At 66.5% G+C, this 23,869-nt stretch carries 24 protein-coding genes; 18 read left to right on the top strand and 6 right to left on the bottom strand.

Annotated features, from left to right (window positions below; translation table 11 throughout):
- Positions 1-86 precede the first annotated feature (86 nt).
- The 6 genes from A5663_RS11425 to A5663_RS11400 are packed head-to-tail and all read left to right on the top strand — an operon-like array spanning position 87 to position 7,940.
- On the top strand, positions 87-1,283 hold the full coding sequence (locus tag A5663_RS11425; protein ID WP_068148302.1) for an MCE family protein: 1,197 nt from the start codon (positions 87-89) through the stop codon (positions 1,281-1,283).
- Positions 1,280-2,305: an MCE family protein gene (locus A5663_RS11420; RefSeq protein ID WP_068148299.1), complete on the top strand. Its 1,026-nt coding sequence runs from the start codon at positions 1,280-1,282 to the stop codon at positions 2,303-2,305. Before A5663_RS11425 ends, A5663_RS11420 begins: the two co-directional genes overlap by 4 nt.
- The gene (locus A5663_RS11415; protein ID WP_068148296.1) at positions 2,305-3,408 is read left to right on the top strand and encodes an MCE family protein; all 1,104 of its coding nucleotides are present in this window, start codon (positions 2,305-2,307) and stop codon (positions 3,406-3,408) included. The genes A5663_RS11420 and A5663_RS11415 overlap by 1 nt, the downstream gene beginning before the upstream one ends.
- Positions 3,392-4,894: an MCE family protein gene (locus tag A5663_RS11410; protein WP_068148291.1), complete on the top strand. Its 1,503-nt coding sequence runs from the start codon at positions 3,392-3,394 to the stop codon at positions 4,892-4,894. The genes A5663_RS11415 and A5663_RS11410 overlap by 17 nt, the downstream gene beginning before the upstream one ends.
- The gene (locus A5663_RS11405; protein ID WP_068148289.1) at positions 4,891-6,249 is read left to right on the top strand and encodes an MCE family protein; all 1,359 of its coding nucleotides are present in this window, start codon (positions 4,891-4,893) and stop codon (positions 6,247-6,249) included. The genes A5663_RS11410 and A5663_RS11405 overlap by 4 nt, the downstream gene beginning before the upstream one ends.
- Positions 6,249-7,940, top strand: a complete 1,692-nt coding sequence (locus tag A5663_RS11400) for an MCE family protein (RefSeq protein WP_068148287.1) — start codon at positions 6,249-6,251, stop codon at positions 7,938-7,940. Before A5663_RS11405 ends, A5663_RS11400 begins: the two co-directional genes overlap by 1 nt.
- A gap of 44 nt (positions 7,941-7,984) precedes the next feature.
- Here A5663_RS11400 and A5663_RS11395 read toward each other — a convergent pair whose 3' ends face one another.
- On the bottom strand, positions 7,985-8,512 hold the full coding sequence (locus A5663_RS11395) for a hypothetical protein (protein WP_068148284.1): 528 nt from the start codon (positions 8,510-8,512) through the stop codon (positions 7,985-7,987).
- Positions 8,513-8,590: 78 nt separating this feature from the next.
- On the opposite strand from A5663_RS11395, the gene A5663_RS11390 reads away from it, so the two are divergent.
- Positions 8,591-8,998 (top strand): hypothetical protein, encoded by a 408-nt coding sequence (locus A5663_RS11390; protein WP_068148282.1) that lies wholly within the window; start codon positions 8,591-8,593, stop codon positions 8,996-8,998.
- 11 nt (positions 8,999-9,009) lie between these two features.
- Here A5663_RS11390 and A5663_RS11385 read toward each other — a convergent pair whose 3' ends face one another.
- Positions 9,010-10,290: a cytochrome P450 gene (locus tag A5663_RS11385; RefSeq protein ID WP_068148279.1), complete on the bottom strand. Its 1,281-nt coding sequence runs from the start codon at positions 10,288-10,290 to the stop codon at positions 9,010-9,012.
- A gap of 188 nt (positions 10,291-10,478) precedes the next feature.
- Between A5663_RS11385 and A5663_RS11380 the strand changes: the two genes are divergently transcribed.
- Positions 10,479-11,171, top strand: coding sequence for a TetR/AcrR family transcriptional regulator (locus tag A5663_RS11380; RefSeq protein ID WP_068148275.1), 693 nt, complete (start codon positions 10,479-10,481; stop codon positions 11,169-11,171).
- Here the strand turns inward: A5663_RS11380 and A5663_RS11375 are convergent.
- From A5663_RS11375 to A5663_RS11365, 3 genes are read right to left on the bottom strand one after another with little or no spacing between them, the layout of a single operon-like run.
- Positions 11,129-11,590 (bottom strand): hypothetical protein, encoded by a 462-nt coding sequence (locus tag A5663_RS11375; RefSeq protein WP_068148271.1) that lies wholly within the window; start codon positions 11,588-11,590, stop codon positions 11,129-11,131. The two genes, A5663_RS11380 and A5663_RS11375, sit on opposite strands and share 43 nt — an antisense overlap.
- Positions 11,591-11,642: 52 nt before the next feature.
- Positions 11,643-12,788 (bottom strand): thiolase family protein, encoded by a 1,146-nt coding sequence (locus A5663_RS11370; RefSeq protein ID WP_068148270.1) that lies wholly within the window; start codon positions 12,786-12,788, stop codon positions 11,643-11,645.
- 18 nt (positions 12,789-12,806) lie between these two features.
- Complete coding sequence (locus tag A5663_RS11365) at positions 12,807-13,283, bottom strand: Zn-ribbon domain-containing OB-fold protein (RefSeq protein WP_082974063.1); 477 nt, start codon at positions 13,281-13,283, stop codon at positions 12,807-12,809.
- A gap of 30 nt (positions 13,284-13,313) precedes the next feature.
- Here A5663_RS11365 and A5663_RS11360 point away from each other — a divergent pair, with 30 nt between their 5' ends.
- The 4 genes from A5663_RS11360 to A5663_RS11345 are packed head-to-tail and all read left to right on the top strand — an operon-like array spanning position 13,314 to position 16,074.
- Entirely contained in the window at positions 13,314-13,733 is a 420-nt protein-coding gene (locus tag A5663_RS11360) for a nuclear transport factor 2 family protein (RefSeq protein WP_068148267.1), read from the top strand.
- Positions 13,730-14,530, top strand: a complete 801-nt coding sequence (locus tag A5663_RS11355) for an SDR family oxidoreductase (protein ID WP_068148265.1) — start codon at positions 13,730-13,732, stop codon at positions 14,528-14,530. The genes A5663_RS11360 and A5663_RS11355 overlap by 4 nt, the downstream gene beginning before the upstream one ends.
- Before the next feature lie 3 nt (positions 14,531-14,533).
- On the top strand, positions 14,534-15,556 hold the full coding sequence (locus A5663_RS11350) for a zinc-binding dehydrogenase (RefSeq protein WP_197503372.1): 1,023 nt from the start codon (positions 14,534-14,536) through the stop codon (positions 15,554-15,556).
- The gene (locus A5663_RS11345; RefSeq protein WP_068148262.1) at positions 15,553-16,074 is read left to right on the top strand and encodes a VOC family protein; all 522 of its coding nucleotides are present in this window, start codon (positions 15,553-15,555) and stop codon (positions 16,072-16,074) included. The genes A5663_RS11350 and A5663_RS11345 overlap by 4 nt, the downstream gene beginning before the upstream one ends.
- Positions 16,075-16,180: 106 nt before the next feature.
- On the opposite strand, the gene A5663_RS11340 is transcribed toward A5663_RS11345, so the two are convergent.
- Entirely contained in the window at positions 16,181-16,894 is a 714-nt protein-coding gene (locus tag A5663_RS11340) for an enoyl-CoA hydratase/isomerase family protein (RefSeq protein ID WP_068148259.1), read from the bottom strand.
- A gap of 90 nt (positions 16,895-16,984) precedes the next feature.
- Between A5663_RS11340 and A5663_RS11335 the strand changes: the two genes are divergently transcribed.
- From A5663_RS11335 to A5663_RS11310, 6 genes are all read left to right on the top strand, one after another.
- On the top strand, positions 16,985-18,538 hold the full coding sequence (locus A5663_RS11335; protein WP_068148257.1) for an AMP-binding protein: 1,554 nt from the start codon (positions 16,985-16,987) through the stop codon (positions 18,536-18,538).
- A 78-nt stretch (positions 18,539-18,616) separates the two neighbouring features.
- Positions 18,617-19,807, top strand: coding sequence for an amidohydrolase family protein (locus tag A5663_RS11330; RefSeq protein ID WP_068148254.1), 1,191 nt, complete (start codon positions 18,617-18,619; stop codon positions 19,805-19,807).
- A complete protein-coding gene (locus tag A5663_RS11325; protein WP_082974060.1) occupies positions 19,804-21,282 on the top strand; it encodes a FadD3 family acyl-CoA ligase in 1,479 nt (492 codons plus the stop codon). The genes A5663_RS11330 and A5663_RS11325 overlap by 4 nt, the downstream gene beginning before the upstream one ends.
- Positions 21,283-21,425: 143 nt before the next feature.
- Positions 21,426-22,304 (top strand): hypothetical protein, encoded by an 879-nt coding sequence (locus A5663_RS11320; protein ID WP_068148251.1) that lies wholly within the window; start codon positions 21,426-21,428, stop codon positions 22,302-22,304.
- Positions 22,301-22,948, top strand: coding sequence for a hypothetical protein (locus tag A5663_RS11315; RefSeq protein WP_156744443.1), 648 nt, complete (start codon positions 22,301-22,303; stop codon positions 22,946-22,948). The genes A5663_RS11320 and A5663_RS11315 overlap by 4 nt, the downstream gene beginning before the upstream one ends.
- A 10-nt stretch (positions 22,949-22,958) precedes the next feature.
- Positions 22,959-23,651, top strand: coding sequence for a 2-C-methyl-D-erythritol 4-phosphate cytidylyltransferase (locus tag A5663_RS11310; protein ID WP_082974057.1), 693 nt, complete (start codon positions 22,959-22,961; stop codon positions 23,649-23,651).
- Positions 23,652-23,869 lie beyond the last annotated feature (218 nt).

Here is a 23,869-nt window from a genome sequence, read left to right as displayed (position 1 = left end):
CGTCGTCGTCTCGGTCACCCTGCTGGTGTCACTGTCCATCTACGGTTCCAACGGCAACTTCAACCTGTCGGGATAAGGTCGCGCCGATGAAGAGCAGTGTCGTTCGCCCGCTGACGGGTTTGGGCTTGATCGTGGCCATCGCCTTGATCATCGCCCTGGCCGTCAGCCTGTTCCGGGGCGATTGGGCCGATACCGTTCCGGTCACGGTGATTTCGGACCGCGCCGGCCTCGTGATGAACCCCGAGGCCAAGGTCAAGATGCGCGGCGTGCAGGTCGGCCAGGTCGAGAAGATCGAGGAGCGGCCCGACGGCACCGCGGCGCTGCACCTGGCGATGGATCGCTCCGCGATGAAGCTCATCCCGGGCAACGTCGACGTGGACATCACGTCGACGACGGTGTTCGGTGCGAAGTTCGTTCAGATGAAGGCACCGCAGGACCCGTCGTCCGAACGGCTGCGTCCCGGGCAGGTCATCCAGAGCCAGCACGTCACCGTCGAGGTGAACACCGTCTTCCAGAATCTGGTTCGCGTGCTCGACAAAATCGACCCCGCCAAGCTCAACCAGACCCTCGGCGCGATCGCGACCGCGTTCAACGGCCGCGGCGACCAGTTTGGCCGCACGCTGGTCGACTTCAACGCCCTGCTGGCCAAGATCGAACCGAGCTTGCCGAACCTCGCGCACGACATCGAGGCCGCGGCCCCGACGTTCAACGCCTACGGCGATGCCGCGCCGGATCTCGTGTCGACGATCCAGAGCACCACGCAGGTCAGCAACTCCATCGTCGACCAGCAGGACAATCTCGACGAATTCCTGGTCAGCGCAATCGGTTTGGCCGATCTCGGCAATGAGGTCATCGGCGGGAACCGGCAGGCGCTGACCGACGTGACGCACGTGCTGGTGCCCACCGCCGAACTGCTGAACACCTACCGCAGGTCGCTGACGTGCGGCATCGGGGGCCTTGCGCCGCTGTCGAAGTCGGGGCCGCAGTACTCAGGCATCATCGTCAGTGCCGGCCTGACGCTCGGCGTGGAGCGTTACCGCTATCCGCACGACCTGCCCAAGGTCGCCGCAAAGAGCGGCGGGAAAGACTACTGCGGCCAACTGGGCCTCCCGGAGCTGAAGCCGGAGTTCGCGCCGCCGATGATCGTCGGCGACGTCGGCTCCAATCCGTCGCAGTACGGCAACTCCGGCATCCTGCTGAACTCCGAGGGACTGAAGAACTGGCTGTTCGGTCCACTGGACGGCCCGCCGCGCAACACCTCACAGATCGGGATGCCGGGATGACGCGCTCGACAGGCACGCTGATCAAGTTCTCCATCTTCGGGGTGGTGATGGCGCTGCTGACCGCCTTCCTGTTCGTCGTGTTCAGCGAGTCGAGAACCGGCTCCACGGACGGGTATTCGGCTGTCTTCAACGACGCCTCGCGGCTCAAGGCGGGCGACAGCGTGCGGATCGCCGGCATCCGGGTCGGCACCGTCAAAGATGTGTCGCTGCAGGCTGATCGGAAGGTGTTGATCAAATTCGACGCCGATCGCGCCACCAAGCTGACGACCGGCACCAAGGCCGCAATCCGCTACCTGAACCTGGTCGGCGATCGCTACCTGGAACTGATCGACACTCCCGGCTCCGCGCGCATCCTGCCCGCCGGCGCTCAGATCCCGGAGAACCGCACGGCGCCCGCGCTCGACCTCGACCTGCTGCTCGGCGGCCTGAAACCCGTTATCCAGGGCCTCAATCCGGACGACGTCAACGGTCTGACCAGCTCGCTGATCCAGATCCTGCAGGGCCAGGGCGGCACCCTGGAATCGCTGCTGTCGAAGTCGTCGTCATTCACCAACTCGCTCGCCGACAACAACCAGGTCGTCGAGCAGCTGATCGACAGCCTGCGCCAGACACTGGACACCTTGTCCAAAGACGGTGACGACTTCTCCGGGGCCATCGACAAACTCGAGCAACTGACGAAGGGGCTGGCCGAGGATCGCGATCCGATCGGCACCGCGATCCAGTCGCTGGACAACGGCACGTCGTCGCTGGCCGATCTCCTGGGCCGCGCGCGGTCTCCGCTGAACAACACCGTCGATCAACTGGCTCGGCTCGCCCCGCTGGTCAATACCGACCTCCCGCGACTCGACGCCACGATCCAACGGCTGCCGGAGATCTATCGCAAGCTGGCGCGCGTCGGTTCCTACGGCGCGTTCTTCCCGTACTACATCTGCGGTGTCACGTTCCGGGCGAGTGATCTCGAGGGCCGCACGGTGGTGTTCCCGTGGATCCGGCAAGAGACCGGAAGGTGTGTGGACGAGTAATGCTCAAGTACCGCGGAGCGCAGCTGATGAGGGCCGGCGTGATCGGCGTAGTCCTCATAATCCTGGTGATCACCGTCGGCCTGCAGCCCGAACGCCTCATATCGTGGGCGACCTCGCTGCGGTACGAGGCACTGTTCACCGAGGCCGGCGGTGTCGCCGTCGGTAACGACGTGACGGTGTCCGGTATCAAGGTGGGCTCGGTCTCGTCAGTCGAACTCGTGAACGGCGATGCGCTGGTCGGCTTCACGATCGCCGGGAAGTACGCGCTCGGCTCGGACACGACCGCGCACATCCGCACCGGAACTCTGCTGGGCGAGCGCGTGCTGGCATTGGAGTCCGGCGGCAGTGGCACGTTGGACCGCAACCAGCCGATCCCGACGTCGCGGACGACGTCGCCGTACTCGCTGACCGACGCGGTCAGCGATCTGACCGCGAACACGGCTGCGACGAACACCGACACGCTCAACCAGTCACTGGACACCTTGGCGGCGACGCTCGATCAGGTTGCGCCACAACTGGGTCCGACCTTCGACGGTCTGTCGCGGTTGTCGCAGTCGCTCAACAATCGCAACGAAAGCCTCGCCGAACTGCTCAGGACCGCCGGCAAGGTCACGGGGATCTTCTCCGAGCGCAGCAAGCAGGTCAACCAGCTGATCCTCAACTCGAACGATCTGCTCGCCGTTCTCAACGAGCGTCGCTATGCGATCACCAGCCTGCTGCGGGCCACTGCCGCGGTATCCGACGAGCTGACCGGCGTCGTGGCCGACAACGAGAAGGAGCTGGCCCCGACCCTGGAGCAGCTGAACACCGTCGTGGCGATGCTGGAGAAGAACCGCGACAACTTGGCGAAGATGCTGCCCGGTGCCGCCAAATACTATTTGACGCAGGGCGAGATCGTGGCCAACGGCGCCTACTACAACGCCTTGGTGCCCAACCTGATATTCGGCCAGATTCTGCAGCCGTTCCTCGACTACGCGTTCGGCTTCCGCCGCGGCATGAACGCCGGCCAGCCGCCGGACCAGGCCGGCCCGCGCGCCGAACTGCCCTTCCCCCGCAACGGTATTCCGCAGCCAGGAGACCTTCCCGATGATGGCAACCCGTAAGCGGCTGGTGGTCAGCACAGCGATCCTGCTGGCCATCGGTCTGGTCGCCGGCGCAGCCTTCCTGGTGCGTCAGATGTTCTTCGGGCCGACCACCATCACCGCCTATTTCCCGACGGCGACGGCGATCTACCCCGGCGACGAGGTGCGGGTGTCCGGTGTGCAGGTCGGCAGCATCGAAGCCATCACGCCCGAGGGTACCCAGACGAAGATGACGCTCAAAGTCGACCGGGGCGTACCGATCCCGGCCGACGCCAAGGCCGTGATCGTCGCGCAGAACCTCGTCGCGGCGCGCTATGTGCAGCTCACCCCGGCTTATCGCAACAACAACGGGCCGACCATGCGGGACGGCGCCGTCATTCCCAGTGACCGCACCGCCGTGCCTGTCGAGTGGGACGAGGTCAAGACTCAATTGATGCGGCTGTCAACGGAACTCGGCCCGAAGAAGGGTGTGTCGGACACCTCGGTTTCCCGGTTCATCGACAGCGCCGCCAACGCCATGGGCGGCAACGGCGACAAGCTGCGCCAGACCCTGGCCCAGCTGTCCGGCGCGGCAAGGATTTTCGCCGAAGGCAGCGGAAACATCGTCGACATCATCAAGAACCTGCAGATCTTCGTCTCCGCATTACGCGACAGCAAGCAGCAGATTGTGATGTTCGAAAACCGCTTGGCGACCCTGTCCAGTGTCCTCGACGACAGCAGGTCGGACCTCGACGCGGCGCTCTCGAAGCTTTCAGTGGCGATCGGTGAGGTGCAGCGCTTCGTCGTCGGCAGCCGCGACCAGACCACGGAGCAGATCGCGCGGCTGGCCGATCTCACCCAGATCCTGGTGGACAACCGCATGGCGCTCGAGAACGTCCTGCACATCACGCCGAACGCGATCGCGAACTTCCAGAACATCTACTATCCGAACGGCGGTTCGGTGACCGGTGCGTTCTCGCTGGTCAACTTCAACAACCCCGTGCAGATGATTTGCGGCATGATCGGCGCGGTCGCGAACGTCACCGCACCCGAGACCGCGAAGTTGTGCGCGCAGTACCTGGGCCCGGCCCTGCGGCTGCTGAACATCAACAACATCCCGCTGCCGATCAACGCCTACCTGCGACCGGCGGTCAACCCGGATCGGATCATCTACACCGATCCGAAGCTCGCACCGGGCGGCGCAGGACCGGGCGATCCGCCGGAACCGCCACCGACTGTGTCTGCCTACACCGGCGCGGGTGATGTGCCGCCGCCGCCGGGCTGGGGGCCGAAGCCGCCCGGGCCCCGGGGCTTGTACATGCCCGATAACGACGCACCCGCGACCCCGTCACCGGCGCTGTTCCCGGGCGCGCCGATTCCCGGTCCGCCCAACGTGGTGAGCAACGTGCCCGCGCAACCGCAAACCGTCGAGGGGATGCTGCTGCCGCCGTCCGCGGCGCCGGCCGCTCCGCCACCGGTAGCGCCCAACACACCTCTGTTGCCTGCGGAAGGGACGCCGCCAGCATGATCCGCGGACACGCGAAGCGATGGGTCGTCGCCGGATCGTCTCTGGCGCTGATGTTGTCAGGCTGCTCATTCCATGGGGTCAACTCCCTGCCGCTGCCCGGCGCGGTCGGGCGTGGCCCGGATGCTGCGACGTACCACGTTCAGGTCGCGAATGTGGCGACGCTGGAAGCGAATTCGCCGGTGCTCATCTCGGACGTGGTGGTGGGCAGCGTCCGCGACATGACGGTCGACAACTGGCACGCCGATGTGGAGATCTCGGTCAAACCCGATGTCGCGGTGCCGGCCAACGCGGTAGCCACGGTGGGGCAGACGAGCCTGCTCGGCTCGATGCACCTGGCGCTGAACCCACCCCTGGGTGAAAAACCTGAGGGCCGGCTCGCCCCCGGAGCGACAATCCCGTTGAGCGGCTCGTCGACCTACCCGTCCACCGAGCGCACACTGTCCTCGCTGGCAACCGTGGTCAACGGTGGCGGCCTCGGCCAGATCGGCGACGTCATCCACAACTTCAACACGGCGCTCAACGGGCGGGAACCGCAGATCCGCGAACTGCTCACCCGACTGGACAACTTCGTCGGAGTACTCGACACGCAGCGCGACAACATCATCGCCTCGATCCAGCAGCTCAACCGCGTCGCGGGCACGTTCGCCAACCAGCGCGACACGATCGACCGCGCACTCAAGGAGATCCCGCCGGCGTTGGACGTGCTGATCAGGGAGCGGCCACGGCTGACCACCGCGCTGCAGAAGCTCGGCCAGTTCGGTGACACCGCCGCCGGCCTGGTCAACGACGCCGGCGACGACCTGGTGAAGGACCTGCAGAACATCGGTCCGGCCCTCGGCGCGCTCGCCGACATCGGACCGGACCTGAACCTCGCGCTGTTGTGGGCCACCGCATTTCCGTACGGTCCGACCTTCGCCGACCGCATCACCCGCGGTGATTACATCAACCTCTACGCCATCTTCGATCTCACGTACCCGCGGCTCAAGAAGACGTTGCTGCTCGGCACGCGGTGGGGTGACGAGAACGCGAAGCTGATACCGGCACCGGGCGACCCGTATTTCCTGAACTACTCCTACAGCCCGATGTCGCTGGGGGTGGCCCCACCGCCGCCCACGGCAGCGCAGCCCAACGGTGCGCCGTCTGCGCCCAAGGTGGTTTCGATAGTGCCGTCGACAGGTCCGCTGCTGCCGGTCGCACCGCCGCCGCCCGCCGCACCCTGGCTGCCACACGAACCGATCACCACGTCGTCAAGAGTCTTCGCGGGACCGTACGGAGCCGAAGCGCCGCCACCACCCGCTCCGGCCGCGCCGGCAGTACCGGCGGAACCGCAACCGACACCGGGAGGGGGCGGCTGATGCTGACCCGCTTCGTACGAAACCAGTTGATCATCTTCACGATCGCGTCGATCGTCGGTGTGACGGTGATGCTGTTCGTCTACATGCAGGTGCCGACGCTGCTTGGTGTCGGCCGGCTGAACGTGAAGATGGAGCTGCCCGCCGCCGGTGGGCTCTACCGCTTCAGCAACGTCACCTACCGGGGTGTGCAGATCGGCAAGGTCACTGATGTGGCGCTGACCGAGAACGGTGCGGTGGCAACGTTGTCACTGGACACTTCACCCAAAGTCCCCGCAGATCTGCAGGCCGAGGTACGCAGCGTGTCGGCTGTCGGCGAGCAGTACGTCGATCTGCGGCCGCGCACCGACTCCGGTCCGTATCTGCAGGACGGGTCACGAATTCCGGCTGCCGACACCATAATTCCGCAAGAGGTCGGTCCGGTGCTGGAGGGCTTGAACAAGTTGGTCGGCAGCATTCCGGGGGACCGGATCGCCGACCTGCTCGACGAGTCGTTCAAGGCGTTCAACGGTGCCGGCGCAGACTTCCAGTCGTTGATGGACTCGGCGGCCAAGGTGAGCGCCGAAGCCAACACCGTCTCCGATCAGACCCGCGGGCTGATCGACGACAGTGGCCCGCTGCTGGATTCGCAGGCCGAGACCGCCGATTCGATCCGCACCTGGGCGAAAAGCCTTGCCGGAGTGACGGGTCAGCTGCAGCAGAACGATCCGCAGATCCGGACGCTGCTGCAGCAGGGGCCCGGTTTCGCGCATGAGGTCTCGACGCTGCTGAACGGGATCAAGCCGACGCTGCCGATCCTGCTGGCCAATCTCACCACCGTGGGCCAGATCCTGCTCACCTACAACCCGTCGCTGGAACAGCTTCTGGTGATCTTCCCGGGCATCATCGCCGCAGAGCAGTCGTTCGGGCTTCCGCAGAACAATCCGACCGGCCTGCCTTCGGGTGACTTCGCGCTCACGATCAGCGACCCGACGCCGTGCACTGTCGGGTTCCTGCCGCCGTCGAGTTGGCGTTCGCCGGAGGACATGACGTCGATCGACACCCCGGACGGGCTGTACTGCAAGTTGCCGCAGGATTCGCCGATCGCGGTGCGCGGTGCGCGCAACTATCCGTGCATGGGCCATCCGGGCAAGCGGGCGCCGACCGTCGAATTGTGCAACGATCCCAAGGGATATCAACCGTTGGCGTTGCGCCAGCACACGCTGGGCGCATATCCCATCGACCCGAACCTGATCGCGCAAGGTATCCCGCCCGACGACCGGGTGGACTTCTCCGAGCGGCTCTACGCACCTGTACAGGGGACTCCGCTGCCACCGGGCGCCGTTCCGTCGGGAACGCCACCGGGCGCCCCGCCGCCACCGCCGCCCGTCGCCGGTGCGTCCGTACCGGGCGTGACGGCGCCCGCACCCGTTGCGCCGGCCCCCATCCCGGCGCCGGTGGCGCCGCCGCCACCACCGGGCAACTCGCTGAACGGGACGCCGATCCCGCCGGCGCCGGCAGCGCCTGCGGCCACGGGGGCCACTCCGGTGGCGCCAAGTGCCTACGGCGGCAATGCTTCCGGTGGGCCATCGGTGGCCGTCGCGCACTACGACCCGCGCACGGGTCAGTACATGACGCCCGACGGTCTGTTGCAGCAGCAGAAGAATCTCGCGACGAGCGAACCGAAGTCGTGGAAGGATCTACTGCCGACCTGACCGGAGACGGAGTCCGGTCAGGTGAGCGCCTGTGCGCGCCGTAATCAGATCTTCTGCATCTTGACGGGCATCTCGATCACGACGGGCTGATTGGTGCCACAGGCGCCACTCGGCCCCTTGGTCTGGTCGCGGCCCATGAGGAAGTCGGTGATCTTGACGTTTCGTTCGTTCCTGGCGGGGTTCCAACCGGAGACGATGAACTTCTGGTGACCGGGTGCGGAGCTGCCGTCGGGGCACGGTAGCCAATTGGGTATGTCGTGGTCGATGATCCAGAAGTCCTTGAGCCGGATGGTGCCGGTCCAGCCGAGGTCGCTCTGCACCGTGCCGCTGCACTCGATCGGGCTCACGCATTCGGTGCTGATGGTCCACGTCTGGACGACCGTCTTCTGGTCGAAGAAGACGTCGGCACCGCCAGGAGTCATGCCCCGCTTCGCCCATTCGCCGTCGGACATCACGCGGTAGGTACCGTTGAGCGCGATGTCGAAATCATCGGCGTGCGCCGGGGTCGAGGTAGCCAGACTTCCGAACACAGCGATTGCCGCGGCACCCGCGGCCAGACCTACTCCACGCATGCCGAAAGCCTATCGTGGCCAGTGCTTATCCTCGCCGAAAGGGTGAATTTCGTTCCGCCCGTATGTGACAATGGCGCAGTGCGATCCGTCGTCGCAGTGTTGGCTGCCTTGGTGACTCCCGCGTTGTTGACCGTTGCTGCACCCGCGGCGGCCCAACCCGCGTTGCCGCCGCTGCCGCCGCCGGGCGCGGAATGCAACGCACCCAACTGCACGCCCGGTATCCAGCCGAACGTCGTGCTCGGCTCGTACTGCAACAACACCACCTACTACGCGTACGGCGTGACGTCGTGGGGCCGGCTGGTGTTCTGCGGATCTCCGCGACGCTACGAGCCCCGCTGGTTCCGTTCGCCGGAGATGCACGGCGTCAAACTGGAGAACGATCTGTGCCCCGGGATGGACGGCGAGGTCGCCCAGGCTCCGGACGGCTTGTTCCTCACCTGCGTGTCCAAGGACGGCCGGACGTACTGGGAACGCGGGGATCTCTGATCCCCTTCGGGTCAGCCGATCGGCTTGAACTCGATGTTGATCTCCGTCAGCCCACGCAGGATGAACGTCGGCTCGTAGACGTACTGGCGCGCATCGATCGGGCCGTGCTTCTCCTCGCTGACCGTGATGTCAGCCATCCGGTCGAGGATGCGCTCGACCGAGACCCGGCCCTCGACGCGCGCCAGCGGCGCACCGGGGCAGGAGTGGATCCCGCGGCTGAACGCGATGTGCTCGCGGACGTTCTTGCGGTCCAACTGAAACTCGTGCGGGTTGTCGAACCGCTTGGGGTCACGATTGGCCGCGCCGGGGCTGACCATGACCGTGGTGCCCGCGGGCACCGGGGTGTCGCCGAGAGTCGTTGTCTTGCGGGCCATTCGGAACACGCTCTTGACGGGGCTGTCCATCCGCAGGCACTCCTCGACGAAGACCGGGATGAGGCTGCGGTCATCGCGCAGCTTCTGCTGGATATCGGGCCGGTCGCTGAGCACCCGCATCGCGGCACCGAGCAGCTTGGCCGTCGTCTCCTGCCCTGCGGCGAACAGGAATGTCGCGGTCCGCACCACGTCGACCACATCGGGCGTCGATCCGTCCGGATACTTCGCGGTCGCAATGGAAGTCAGCACATCGTCGCGCGGTGACTCGCGCCGCTCCTCGATGTACTTCGCGAACTTCTCGTCCGCCCACTCCAACGGGTTGGTCGCGATCACCTCGTGGTCCAGTCCGCCGATGTTCGATCCGGGGCGCTGGGCCCCGAACGACTCGCGGAACGCTTCGTGGTCCTCCTCGGGAACGCCGAGCAGGTCGGCAACGACCAACAGCGAGAACGGCTTTGCGTACGCGGCGAGGAACTCGCACTTGCCGTCGGCGATGAACTCGTCGATGTGGCGGTCGGCCAGCCGCCACATGAAATCCTCGTTCTCCTTCAACCGCTTGGGTGTCAGCAGCCGGGCCAGGATCGACCGCGCGTCGGTGTGCTGCGGCGGATCCATCGTGACCATGTGCTCGAACATCGGGATCTCGGTGCGGTGTGCCTCGAGCTGGGCGCAGATGTCGTCGCCCTCCGGGGCGAACGGCATCGGCGTGAAAGGCCCCATCACCGCGACGCAGGAGGAGAAGTTCTCGCTGTCCTTGTAGACGCTGTTGGCGGCTTCCCAGCCGGTCACCGCGAGCACGCCGTTGTTGATCGGACAACACACCGGATCCTTCGTGCGGATGTGGTCGTAGTACGGGTGGGGGTCCGGGACGAGCGAGGGATCGGTGAAGTAGTCGATCGAATCGAAATCGGTGGTCATGGTGCGAAAGCCCTTCAAGGTCGACGCCTACCCGCGTGGTGGTGGAGCGGACACCGCCGCTCGCCGGAACACATTGGCTGAATATGCTGAGCACTTGCTTAGCATGTGGTTAAGGTCACGGTCAAGATCACGCGGCGGGCTCCCACTACGATCGGCGTGTCGGAAGGGGCGGAAAGAGAAATGATCCGATGACATCAGCTGCAGGGCGGGCTTCGGCGCCGGTTTCAGGGCCCGCACGAAGGATCGGGGCGCCCGACGCGAAGAACCGCGGCGTACTGCTCGACGCGGCGGAACAACTACTCATCGAAGAGGGGTACGCGGCGGTGACGTCGCGGCGGGTGGCCGACAAGGCCGGCCTCAAGCCGCAACTCGTGCACTACTACTTCCGCACGATGGAAGACCTCTTCCTGGCGGTGTTCCGCCGGATGGCAGAGGCGGGGCTGGAAGCGCTCACCGAGGCGCTCAAGTCACCGCAGCCGCTGTGGGCACTGTGGCGCTTCAGCACCCAACCGGAGGCCACCAGGCTGACGATGGAGTTCATGGGCCTGGCCAACCACCGCAAGGCGCTGCGGGCCGAGATCATCTACTACGCCGAGCGGTTCCGCGAGGAGCAGAACAGGGCGATCGCCGCCGTGCTCGAGAGGTACGGAGCCAAGACCGACGAGGTGCCCCCGGTGGTGTGGACGGTGTTCGCGACCAGCGTGTCGCAGGCCCTCGTCGTGGAACGCGCGCTGGGCATGACCACCGGGCACGCGGAGACGAATGCGTTCTGCGAGAAGTGGATTCGGCGGCTCGAGGGAGAGCCGCTAGTGGCGAATCAGTCGGACGCCGAGGGAGCTCACCAGTTGCGGACGGAGCATAGCGCGCCCTTCGGTCCCTGATTGGTCGCGACGACCACCCCGTCCACCGCCAGCACGCAGTGGATGTTCGGTTTGGACTGCCCGGGTCCGCTGGTCGCGGTCACCATCGCCCATTTGTCCGGGTCGGCCAGTTGCACGTCGAGGTTCCACTGCTGGTCCGGGCCGATCTGAGCCTTGACCTTGGGGCTGAACTGGTAGGGGTTGTGGCTGTAGGCAGCCCAGTCGGGCGGATCGACGTCGCGGTAGTAGATGTCGACGTAGAACGGTTGTTCGGCGAAGACCGAGTATTTGACGTTGTGCAGCGGCGGCGCCGGCGCAGGGCCCTGCGCGTCGGCGGGGGCACTGGTCGACAGCACGCCACCGGCCGTCAGCGCGGTTGCCGCAGCGGCCGTCAGCAAAGCGGAACGGGCCGATCGACCGGAGCTGCGCATGAAGATCATCTCCGGATTTTAGAACGACGGCCGCCGGCCAGGTCCCGAATCGTCAACCACATCAGACCGCAAGGATCGTCGCCGACGCGGTCCCGGGAGCCCCGTACACCTGGGCCAGACCGACTTTGGGCTCACCCGGCACCTGGCGATCCCCGGCCTCGCCGCGCAACTGCCGGACGAGTTCGTGCACCTGGCGCAGGCCGGAGGCCCCGATCGGCTCGCCGTTGGCGATCAACCCGCCGTCGGTGTTGATCGGCATGGAGCCGTGGATCTCGGTGGCGCCGTCGGCGAGCAGCTTCTCCTGCTCTCCGTCGGCGCACAGGCCGGTCTCGGCCATGTGGATCACCTCGGCGCCCGCATCCGTGTCCTGCAACTGGGCGACGTCGACGTCCTCGGGGCCAAGGCCTGCGGCCTCGTAGGCCGCCTTGGCGGCGTACACGGTCGGGGAGGCGTCCTCGTCCAGCGGGGCCGACGTCGCGTGGACCTCGTATGCGCCGAAGCGGCGGGTGCGAATCTCGGTGGCGCGCACGTAAACCGGCTTGTCGGTGAAGCGGTGTGCGATGTCCCCGCGGCACATGATCACAGCCGCGGCACCCTCGTCCGGTGCGCAGAACATGTACTGCGTCAGCGGGTAGTTCAGCACAGTCGAGTTGAGTATCTCCTCTTCGGGGATCGGCTTGCGGCGGAAGGCATTCGGGTTCAGCGCGCCGTTGCGGAAGTTCTTGGCCGCCACCTTGGCCAGGGTGGCCTGCGAGATGCCGTGCTGGTGCAGATAGTGGTTGGCTTTCATCCCGAAGAACTTGGTGGTGACGAACTGGCCGTTCTCGGCGTACCACTGAGGCAGTGCGAGCTTGGCCGGGTCGTCGGTGAACGCGCCGCGCGGATGCTTGTCGAGGCCGATCGCAATGCCGATGTCGTACTTGCCGAGCCGGATCGTGTCGGCGGTCTGCTGTATTGCGCTGGCCGCGGTGGCGCAGGCGTTGAACACGTTGGTGAACGTGATTCCCGTCAGGCCGACGAGGCGGGTCACCGCGTCGGGGTTGGACACCTCGTAGCTGCCGCCGAACCCGAACTGGATGTCCTTCCACTCCACGCCGGCGTCGGTGAGCGCGGCCTGGATCGCCTCGGCGCCCATCTCCATCGCGGTCTTGGGGAATCGGCCGAACGGGTGCAGGCCGACGCCGATGATCGCCACGTCATTGGTCATGTCGGAGCTCCTGAGTGTCTAGACGGGCTGGAAGGCGAAGGTGACGACCTCGTTGCCGTCGTCGTCGGTGGTGAACGGAATCATCGTCAGCTCGACCGCCATGCCGAACTCCAGCTTCTCGGGGTCGTTCACGGTGAGCCGGCCCTCGACGCGGATGACGTCCTCGAGTTGGACGAGGCCGACGCCGAACGGGACGAAGTCGCTGCCGGTCGGTCCCTTGTAGGGCGCCCCGGGCGGGAAGCCCTGCGTCGTCCATGCCACGAGCGTGCCGCGCCGCGGAAGCTTGAGCTCGGACATGTCACCGGCACTGCACCTCGGGCAGCGCTGCTGGACCGGGAAGGCGGTGGCGCCGCACGCGCCGCACCGGCTTCCGATCAGCTGCGGATTGTCGTCGGGCCAGGTCGAGATTTCGGGCGCGAGCGCCACTTGCTGTGTCGGCACGCGCCGACCATAACCGGAAATGACGTTCTCGTCTAGAGAGAACCATATCGCCATTTCGGCGTCCTGCCTGTTAGCCTCCCGGTTGTGGACGATGACAAAGCACAGATCGCCGAGGTGTTGATCCGCTACGCGACCGGGATCGACGCGAAGGACTGGGCGCTGTTTCGCACCTGCTGGGCCGACGAGGTCGACATCGACTACGGCGATCTCGGTACGTTCACCGACGCCGACGCCTTCACCACGCTGATGGAGCAGATCCACGGCGGCATGGGTCAGACGTATCACCGGATCTCCAACATCGTCGTCGACATCGCCGACGACCGGGCGACGGCGCGGTCCTACGTGCACGCCGTGCTGATGGCCGTGCCCGGTGACAGCGGCAGCTGGATCGACGCTCTCGGCCACTACGACGACGAACTCAGCCGCACGGCCGACGGGTGGCGAATCGTCAAACGCACCACCAACATCGCCCGGGTGATCAGCGCGGCCGGCGTAGCGCAGTGACGGCCGACGTCGCCGCACGGTACGGTCCCTGGGCCGTGATAGCCGGGGCCTCCGAGGGCATCGGCGCGGCGATCGCCGACCAATTGGGTTCGCTCGGGGTGAATCTCGTGCTGATCGCGCGCAACGGGGCGCTTCTGGAAGAGGTCGCCCAGCGGGTCCGAAACCACGGCGTGCAGGCGCAGACGCTGGTGCAGGATCTGACCGCGCGCGACGTGGTCGCAGCGGTGGCCGCGGCGACCGACGGGCTCGAGATCGGGTTGCTGGTCTACAACGCGGGCGCCTCGGACCGCACGTCGGAGTTCCTGGAGAACGAACTCGAGTACTCGCTCGAGCAGATTGCGCTCGACTGTGTCGGCCCGACAGCGCTGGCCCGTCACTTCGGACCCGCGATGGCGCGGCGCCGCCGCGGCGGCATCGTGATCGTCGCGTCGCTGGCCTGCCTGGCCGGATCGGCGACGCTTGCCGTGTATTCGGCGGTCAAGGCGTTTCAGCACACGTTCGCCGAAGGGTTGTGGGCGGAACTGCGCCCGCATGGCGTGGACGTGTGCTGTACGCCGCTGGGCATGACGTACACGCCGGCGCTCGCCCGGATGGGCGTCGAGTACGACCCGCAGACGCAGATGCGCTCGGAGCAGGTGGCAGCGGAGATCATCGCGAACATCGGCAACGGACCCACCTACGTCGTCGGCGAGAACAACCGTGCGATGGCGGCGCAGGTGTGGACGGTGGACCGGCGCACGTTGGTCGAGATGATCAGCGCGGCCTCAACCGATTTCGCCGCCAAGAGGAAAGGCTGAGCAATGCGAGCCGTGGTGCTTCGAGACGGCGAGCTGGAAGTCCGGGAGACCGCCGATCCGCAGCCTGGTCCCGGCGAGCTGCTCATCAAGCCGCTGTCCGCGGCGATCTGTGCCTCCGATGTGCACTACATGGACCACCCGAACTCCGCGCCGCGGTTCGTCTGGGATTCCGACCGCGACACCGTGATGGGTCACGAGTTCGTCGGCGAGGTCGTCGGCCATGGGCGCGGCTGCTCGGGTGACTTCCCGCTGGGCAGCCGCGTCACCAGCCTGCCGATCCTGATCCGCGCGGGTCAGGAGCCACTGGTGATCGGGCATCATCCGGATGCGCCGGGCGCGTTCGGTGGATTGATGGTCGTGTCGGAGATGATGGCCCGTCGCGTGCCCGACGGTGTGCCGGACGACGCGGTCGCGCTGGTGGACGCGTTCGCGGTGGGGGAGTACTACGTGCGGTGCTCGGGCGTCGGACCGGGCGAGCTGCCGCTGGTCATCGGCGGAGGTGCGATCGGGTTGTCCACCGTCGCCGCATTGAAGGCCCGCCGAGTCGCCCCCATCGTCGTGTCGGATTACAGCGAAGACCGGCTCGCATACGCCGCCGAGTTCGGCGCGGACGTGCTCGTCAATCCTCGCGATCGTGATCCGTATGCGGTATGGCAGGAAACGTTCCGAGCGAACAACTTTCAGACCACTCAGGTGATCTTCGAGTGCGTCGGCGCGAACGGCTTGATGCAGACCATCGTCGACTCCTGCGAATTCCTGGCGCGCGTTCATGCCGCGGGCGGATGGTACGACGCCGGAACGATCGACTGCACCGCCGCCACGCACAAGGGCGTGACGATCCAGTTCGGCGGCGGGCCGCATCCACAAGACTGGTACGGCACGCTCGACGCGGTGGTCGAGGGCCGTCTCGACCCGGTGCCGAGCATCGGGCGCACCATCAGCCTCGACGAGGTGCCCGACGCCATCGACCAGGTGCGGCGAGGGCAGGGGCCCCCGCGAGTCGTCGTCCACCCGAACGCGTCATGACGATCCTGCCCGGCCGCATCCGCCAGATCGGTTACGTGGTCAACGATCTCGACAGCGCCGTCGCCGGCTGGCTCGAACTCGGCGTGGGCCCGTGGTTCGTCATGCGCAACCTGCCGCAGCGGGTCAGCTACCGCGGCGAACCGTGCGAGATCACGCTGTCGCTGGCTCTGGCCAACAGCGGCGACATGCAGATCGAGGTCATCCAACAAGAAGATGCGACGCCGAGCGTCTTCACCGAGTTCCTGTCGTCGCGCGGTGAGGGCTTCCATCAATTGGCTTACTGGGTGGAGGATTTCGACGTCGCTCTGCATGCGGTGGAGCAAGCCGGCTGGCCGATCGTGTGGCGGGGCGGCGAGGATGTCGGCACGCGTTTCGCTTACGCGGAAGTGCCGGGCGGTCCCGCCCAAGTCATCGAGATCATGGAACTCAACGAGATCACCAGTGGGATGGCGGAATTCATCCGCGCAGCTGCGGCGGACTGGGACGGTGCCGAGCCGATCCGGGTGCTCGGCGGCTGACTTCGCGAGCGCTCGCGGCGCGCGAAGGTGCGCAAGATGCTGGAATTGCGCGGCGTGTCGTGTACAAACACGCACGCTCGCGCCAAAGGGGGGTTAGCCCTTTTTCCTAAGCCTTTTTCATCGCCTTGTCGGCGGCGGCCCAGTGCTCGTCGGACACCCACAACCGCGCGAAGGCGTCCACCGCTTCGTCGGTCGAGGCGCCTCTCATCACGCGCTTGATCTCGCCGGCGGCGCGGTGGGCCAGCGTGCGGGCGATCGCGCGCCAGTCGTCGTCGAACGACTCGCGAGCCAGCACCCGGTCGATCAAGCCGATCCGCTCGGCCTCGGCGGCCGGCAGAATGGTGCCGGTGCCGGCCAGCAGCAGCGCCTTGCTGTAGCCGACCAGCGACACCAACCGTTCCGCGCCGCCCCACGCCGGCATGATTTCCAATGCCACCTGGTTGAAGCCGATCCTGACGTCGTCGGCGGCCAGGCGGATGTCGGCCGCGACGGCGAACTCCGCGCCGCCGCCCAGCGCGTGCCCGTTGAGCACCGCGACGGTGGGCGCGGGGAAGTCCGCGATGCGGTCGCACACGGACCGCATGCGCCGCGCCATGTTGGCCGCGTCCTGTTCGGTGCGCAGGGCGGCCAGCAGTTTGAGGTCACCGCCCGACACGAACGCGCGGTCGCCTGCGCCCTTGAGGACCAGCGCCGCCGCGCCCTCGGCCTTGTCGAGCGCGTCGTGCAGCTGCTCCATGGTCTCGGGGGCGATCGCGTTGCGTGCCTGCGGGCGATCGATGGTGATGACCGCCAAGCCGTCGTCCCACTCGAGGTCCACCATCAAACGTTCTCCAATTACGGTATTGGCATTCTCGGATTCAGAGAATAGCATCGCGTCGAGTCGGAGCTGCCGCCCGAGTGTGGGGAGTCCATGCGCAAGATCCCGGTCGAGCTGACCAGACGCTACGCGGAGGAAGGCTGGTGGACCTCCGAGACGCTCGGTGAGTTGTTGGCCCGCAATCTGGCCGCACATCCGGACACCGGTTTCTGGGTGCACTCCGATCTGCGCCCGTTCGCCGGCACGTTCGGTGATGTCGAACTGAGTGCGCGCCGGCTGGCCGCTGGCCTGCACAGGCGAGGGGTCGGACCCGGCGACGTGGTCGCACTGCAGCTGCCCAACTGGATGGAGGCCGCGGTCGCGTTCTGGGCGGCGACGTTCCTGGGAGCCGTCGTCGTGCCGATCGTGCATTTCTACGGCCGCAAGGAACTCGCGCACATCCTGTCGACCTCGCGGCCGAAAGCCTTCCTGACGGCGCGGGAATTCGGCCGCATGAGGTTCGAGCCGGATCTGGCGGCTGACGTGCCGATCGTCGGCTTGGTCGGGGAGGGCAGCTTCGAAGAACTCTTCGACGCGGACCCGATGGTGGGCACGCTGGCGGCCGATCCGGCGGGCCCGGCGCTGTACGCGTTCACCTCGGGTACCACGAGCAACCCGAAAGGCGTTGTGCACAGCCATCAGACGCTGAGCTTCGAGACCCGCCAGCTGCTTGCGAACTATCCGAAGGACCGCGGCAGGCAGCTGACCGCGACGCCGGTCGGCCACTTCATCGGCATGGTCGGTGCGTTTCTCATCCCGGTGCTCGAGGGCGCGACGATCGATCTGTGCGACGTGTGGGATCCCGGCAAGGTGCTCAAACTCATGGAGACCGAGGGCCTTTCGATCGGGGGCGGGCCGCCGTACTTCGTCACCAGCCTGCTCGACCATCCGGACTGCACCGACGCGCATCGCTCGAAGTTCAGCACCGTCGGTCTCGGCGGGTCCACCGTCCCCGCGGCGGTCACGCGCCGGCTGGCCGACATGGGGTTCTTCGTGTTCCGGTCGTACGGCAGCACCGAGCATCCGTCGATCACCGGGTCTCGGCCCACGGCGCCGGAGGACAAGCGGCTCTACACCGACGGCGATCCCCGTCCGGGCGTGGAGATCAAGCTCACCGAGGACGGCGAAATCCTCTCTCGCGGACCGGATCTGTGTCTCGGATACACCGACGACGCGCTGACCGCGCGAGCATTCGACGACGAAGGCTGGTACCACACCGGCGACATAGGCGTCCTCGACGAAGACGGCTACCTCACAATCACCGACCGCAAGGCCGACGTGATCATCCGTGGCGGAGAGAACATCTCGGCGCTGGAGGTCGAAGAGGTACTGCTGGACATGCCGAGCGTGGCCGAAGCCGTCGTGGTGGCCGCGCCCGACGACCGGTTGGGGGAGCGGGCGGCCGCGGTGCTGCGCATCCGCGACGGCCATCAGATGCCGACACTCGACGACGTGCGCGCGCACTTCAAGGCCGCCGGCGTCGCGATCCAGAAGTGGCCGGAGGAACTGCACCGGGTCCCGGAAGGACAGGACTATCCGCGGACCGCCAGCGGCAAGGTGCAGAAGTTCCGCGTCCGCGACGACGTGCGTCGCAACGCCGGGAAATAGGCCGCGGGCGGACATCAAGCCGTTGCCAAGCGGGCACAAATGAGAATAGGATTCTCCCGAGAGGAAAAGGAGTGTTCCATGGGACAACTTTCACACCGGGTGGATATACCGTTTCCGCTGTTCGATGCGGACAACCACCTCTATGAGCCGCCTGAGGCGATGACCAAGTACCTGCCGAAGGAGTACCAGGACGTCGTCCAGTACGTGGAGGTCAACGGGCGCACCAAGATCGCCATCAAGGGCCAGATCAGCAACTACATCCCGAACCCCACGTTCTCGCACGTAGCCAAGCCGGGCGCGTGGGAGGAGTACTTCAAGTTCGGCAACCCCGACGGCAAGAGCAAGCGGGAGCTGTTCGGTGAGCCGATGCGGTCGATCCCGGCGTTCTTCGAGCCGGGTCCGCGGCTGGAGCTGATGAACGAGCTCGGCGTCGACCGCTCGCTGATGTTCCCGACGCTGGCCAGCCTGATCGAGGAGCGGCTGCGCGACGATCCGGTCGCGATCCACGTCATCATCCATTCGCTGAACCAGTGGCTCGACGAGGTGTGGGGGTTCAACTACGAGAACCGCATCTTCGTCACCCCGGTGATCACGCTGCCGATCGTGGAGAAGGCGATCGAAGAGCTCGACTGGGCGGTCAAGCGCGGTGCGCGCGCGATCCTCGTTCGTCCGGCCCCGGTGCCCGGCTTCCGCGGTCCGCGGTCGTTCGCACTGCCCGAGTTCGACCCGTTCTGGGAGAAGTGCGTCGAGTACGACGTGTTCGTCGGCATGCACTCGTCGGACAGCGGCTACTCGCGCTACACGTCGGAGTGGGACGGTGTCGCTCAGGAGATGTTGCCGTTCCAGACCAACGCGATGTCGATCCTCAACGAGTGGCGTCCGATCCAGGATGCGGTGGCGTCCTGGGTGATCCACGGTGCGCTGTTCCGGCACCCGAAGCTTAAGGTCGGCATCGTCGAGGCGGGTTCGAAGTGGATGTTCCCGCTGCTCGATTCCATGGCAGAGGTGTACAAGAAGGCGCCCGAGGCTTTCCTGGGCAACCCGATCGAAGAGATCAAGAACCGCATCTTCGTCAGCCCGTTCTACGAAGAGGGCATCGACGACCTGATCAACCTGATCGGCGTGGAGCAGGTGCTCTACGGCTCTGACTGGCCGCACCCGGAGGGCCTGGCGGAGCCGACGCACTACGTGACCGCGCTCGAACACCTCTCGGTCGAGGACCAGGCGAAGATCATGGGCGGCAACCTGGGTCGTCTCGTCACGGTGTGACAGACCGCTGGGAGACCATCCCCGAGATGGTCTTGAGTGCAGCGGACCGGTTCGGCGACGCGGAAGCTCTCGTCGACGGTCCGCTGCGCTTGTCTTTCGCCGAGCTGGTGCAGCGGATCCGTTGTGCCGCAGGTGCTTTCGTCGAGTTCGGTATCGGGCCGGGTGAGCGGGTGGCCATCTGGGCGCCCAATTCGGCCGACTGGATCGTCGCGGCGTTCGGCCTGCTGACCGCCGGCGGTGTGCTCGTGCCCGTCAACACGCGGTTCAAGCCGGAGGAGGCGGCCGACATCATCGGCCGCAGCGGCGCCAAGGCCGTGCTGGTGCAGAAGGACTTCCTCGGCCTGGACTTCTCGCTGCAGTTCGCTGGGCCCGGCGTAGCGCCGCCGGTCATCGATATGAGTTCGGGCTTCCTTTCGGCCGGTCCAGCGTTCGACGAGCGAGTCGGCGCGCTGACGGGCACCGACATCGCCGATGTCATCTTCACCTCGGGCACCACCGGTCGGCCCAAGGGCGCGATGATGAACCACCGCCAGACGTTGCGCGCTTACGAGGAGTGGGCGACGCTCGCAGATCTGCGCGAGGGCGACCGCTACCTGATGATCAACCCGTACTTCCACACGTTCGGGCTGAAGGCCGGGCTCATCGCGTCGTTCCTGCGGGGCGCCACCATGCTGCCGGTAGCCGCGTTCGACGTCGAGAAGGTCGTCGACCTCGTGCAACGCGAACAGATCACGATGCTGCCTGGGCCGCCCACTCTGTACCACTCGCTGCTGACCGTCGCCGACAAGGACAAGCTCGCCACCCTGAGGGCGGGGGTGACCGGTGCGGCAGACATCCCGGTGGAGCTCATCCGCCGGATCCGTGACGAGTTGCCCTTCCAGTCCCTGATGACCGGCTACGGGCTGACTGAGGCCGGAAACGTGACGTTGTCGCGTCCCGGCGACACGCCGGAAGACGTCGCGACCACGGCGGGCCTGCCGTGCGAGGAAGTCGAGGTCCGCATCGCCACCGACGGCGAGGTGCTGGTGCGCGGTTACAACGTGATGCAGGGCTACCTGGACGACCCGGCCGCGACGGCCGAGGCCATCGATCCCGACGGCTTCCTGCACACCGGGGATCTCGGCGAGCTCACCGACTCGGGCAGGTTGCGGATCGTGGGCCGCAAGAAGGACATGTTCATCGTCGGCGGCTTCAACGCATACCCCGCCGAGATCGAAGGGTTCCTGCTCGAACATCCCGCGGTCGGGCAAGCCGCGGTGATCGGGGTGGCGGACGACCGGCTGGGCCAGGTCGGCAAGGCGTTCATCGTGCGCAACCCGGGTTACGACGGCGTTGCCGCGGACGACCTCATATCGTGGAGCCGGGGGCGGATGGCGGGATTCAAGGTGCCGCGCTCGGTAGAGTTCCTCGACAGATTGCCGTTGAACGCTACGGGCAAGGTGATGAAGGACCGCCTTCTGAACAATCACGACTGAGCGTCCGCACAGCGTGTAAATAGCATTTCCGCAGGAAAACGGCGTTTGCCGGGCGCTGCGGACGCGGGTATCGTCGCGGCGATACTCAAAATTGGATAACGCCATTCTCACCTTAAGCGCGATTTGCAGACAAGGAGGTCGCTGTGCCGTCTTTCAGGCGCCGCGCGTCGGTGGTCGACGCGGACCGCGTCGCGCAGCCGCCGCAGGATGATCCTGAGCAGCGGTCAGCGGACTCGGACGACCCACTGGCCCTCGCCGAGGAGGCCGAAGCCGAGGCGGCAGAGGCGGAGGCGATTGCCGCCGCCGCACGTGCCCGCGCCAAGGCCATCCGGTTACGCAGGCAGGCCGCCGAAGCCAAGACATCCGAGCCGGTCACCGAAACCGCGCCCGAGGCCGCCGACGAAGCAGCAGCGGAAGCCGACGAGCCTGTCGAAGAGACAGCCGAAGAGGCCGCTGAAGACACAGCCGAAGACGCCGCGGTCGACACCGGCGAAGCAGAAGAGGCCCCGAAGCGGCGCCGGCGGCTGCGGATGCCGCGGATCCGGTGGAAGATCGTCGCGGCGGTGTTGGCGATCCTTCTCATCCTGGGCTTCATCGCCGTCAGCGTTTTCATGGTCGTCCAGCACCGGCACGCTGTCGCCGAGCAGCAGCGCACCGCCGAATTCGCCGCCGCCGCCCGCCAGAGCGTCGTGACCCTGATGTCGCTGGACTTCAACAAGGCCAAGGAAGACGTGCAGCGGATCATCGACAACTCGACCGGTCAGTTCAAGCAGGACTTCGAAGCCCAGGCCGAGGACTTCGCCCGCGTCGCCAAGGAATCCAAGGTGGTCACCGAGGTCACCGTCAACGTCGCGGCCGTGCAGTCGATGACCGACACCAACGCCACTGCGCTGGTGTCGGCCAGTTCCCGGGTCACCAACGCCGCCGGCGCCAATCAGGAGCCGCGCTCGTGGCGCCTGATGGTGGACCTGGTCCGGGAGGGCGACCAGATCAAGATGTCGAAAGTCGAGTTCGTGCCGTGAGCCCCGAAGCCAACACCGACAACGCCACCGAAGAGGCGAGGGTGGCCACCGAGGCTCCCGACGAGCCGGAATCGACTGCCGTCGAACCGGAGTCGACGGCGGTGGAGGACGCGGCGCCGGAAGCGACCGCGGAACCCAAGGCGAGAAGGCTGCCCCTCGTGCGCAGACACCTCGCCGCCATTCTGCTGACGCTGCTGCTGCTGGCCTCGGCAGGCGTCGCGGCTTGGCTGTACTTCTTCCAGTACCGAATCGACCAACAGACCGACAGGGATGCACAGCAGGTTGCCAAGGAAGCCGCGGAAACGGGCACCGTGGCGCTGTTGTCGTACGCGCCGGACACCATGGACAACGACTTCACCGCCGCGAAGACGCATCTGACCGGTGACTTCCTCGACTACTACACCCAGTTCACCCAGCAGATCGTGACTCCGGCGGTCAAGGAGAAGCAGGTCAAGACCAGCGCGGCGGTCGTGCAGGCGGCCGTTGCCGAAATGCATCCCGACTCGGCGGTGGTGCTCGTTTTCGTCAACCAGACGACGGTGAGCAAGGAGAACCCGGACGGGGCGTTCGCCGCGAGCGCGGTCAAGGTCGGTCTGACCAAAGCCAACGGTCGCTGGCTGATCAACACGTTCGACCCGGTATAGCGTCGCCGCCGTGACGGCGACCCCGGTGCCACGACTCTCGGCCATCGTTGCGGTGCCGCGCACCGAGCAATCGGCAGCGGTCCTGCGCCCACTCGCGCGCCGCGCGCCCCTTGCGGGAATGGTGCGTCACCTCCTGGAAGTGGTCACCGAGCCGGGCCGGGTCGTCGTGGCGGTCGCTGAGCCGCTCGCCCGCGATGTCCGCGAACTGCTCGTCCGCGACGGAACGGACACCATCGGTGTCGTGGTGGCCGCCGAGCCGGCCACCCGGGCGCAGTGCCTGGCTGCCGCGCTCGAAAGCGTTGCGGCCCCCGGTGTTTCGGATCTGCCGGTGCTCGTGCACGATGTGCGCCAACCGCTGACCTCCTCGCAGGTTCGCGACCGGGTGGTCGAGCGTTTGGTGCAAGGCGCCCCAGTGGTGTTGCCAGTGCTTGCGGTCACCGACAGTGTGAAAGCCGTCGACGAGCACGGCGCGGTTGTCACGTCGGTGGACCGTTCGACCCTTCAGGCCGTGCAGTTTCCGCGCGGATTCGCCGCAGAGCACCTCGCCCGGTTACTCGCCGCGTCGGCCGACGGGTTCGACGAGGCCCTCGAGGCCGTCCGGTCAGAAATGCCGATCAGCACCGTCGCCGGTGACGCGGAGGCGTTCACCGCCGACCTGCCCCTCGACGCGCCGTTTCTCGAGGCGGTCATCGCGAGTCGCTGACCGGCGCCAGCAGGTGTTCGGCGATCGCGATGTCGCGCGCGAAAGTCACACCGATTCGAGGGCACCGACACGTCGTCGTGCGTCGAGGAGTTCACCGATCTCGAGGTGCGGACCTTCCCGGGCGAACTGCGCAACATCAAGGTGACTTTCGCGCGCTACATCGCGATCGGCGAACACCTGCTGGAGCCGGTCAGCGACTCGCGATGACGGCCTCGAGA

The organism is Mycobacterium sp. E740 (genome assembly GCF_001672895.1).
In the GTDB taxonomy this organism is placed as follows: domain Bacteria; phylum Actinomycetota; class Actinomycetes; order Mycobacteriales; family Mycobacteriaceae; genus Mycobacterium.
Note: the sequence above shows the minus strand (reverse complement) of the source record. Positions and strands in the feature narration are given on the sequence as shown.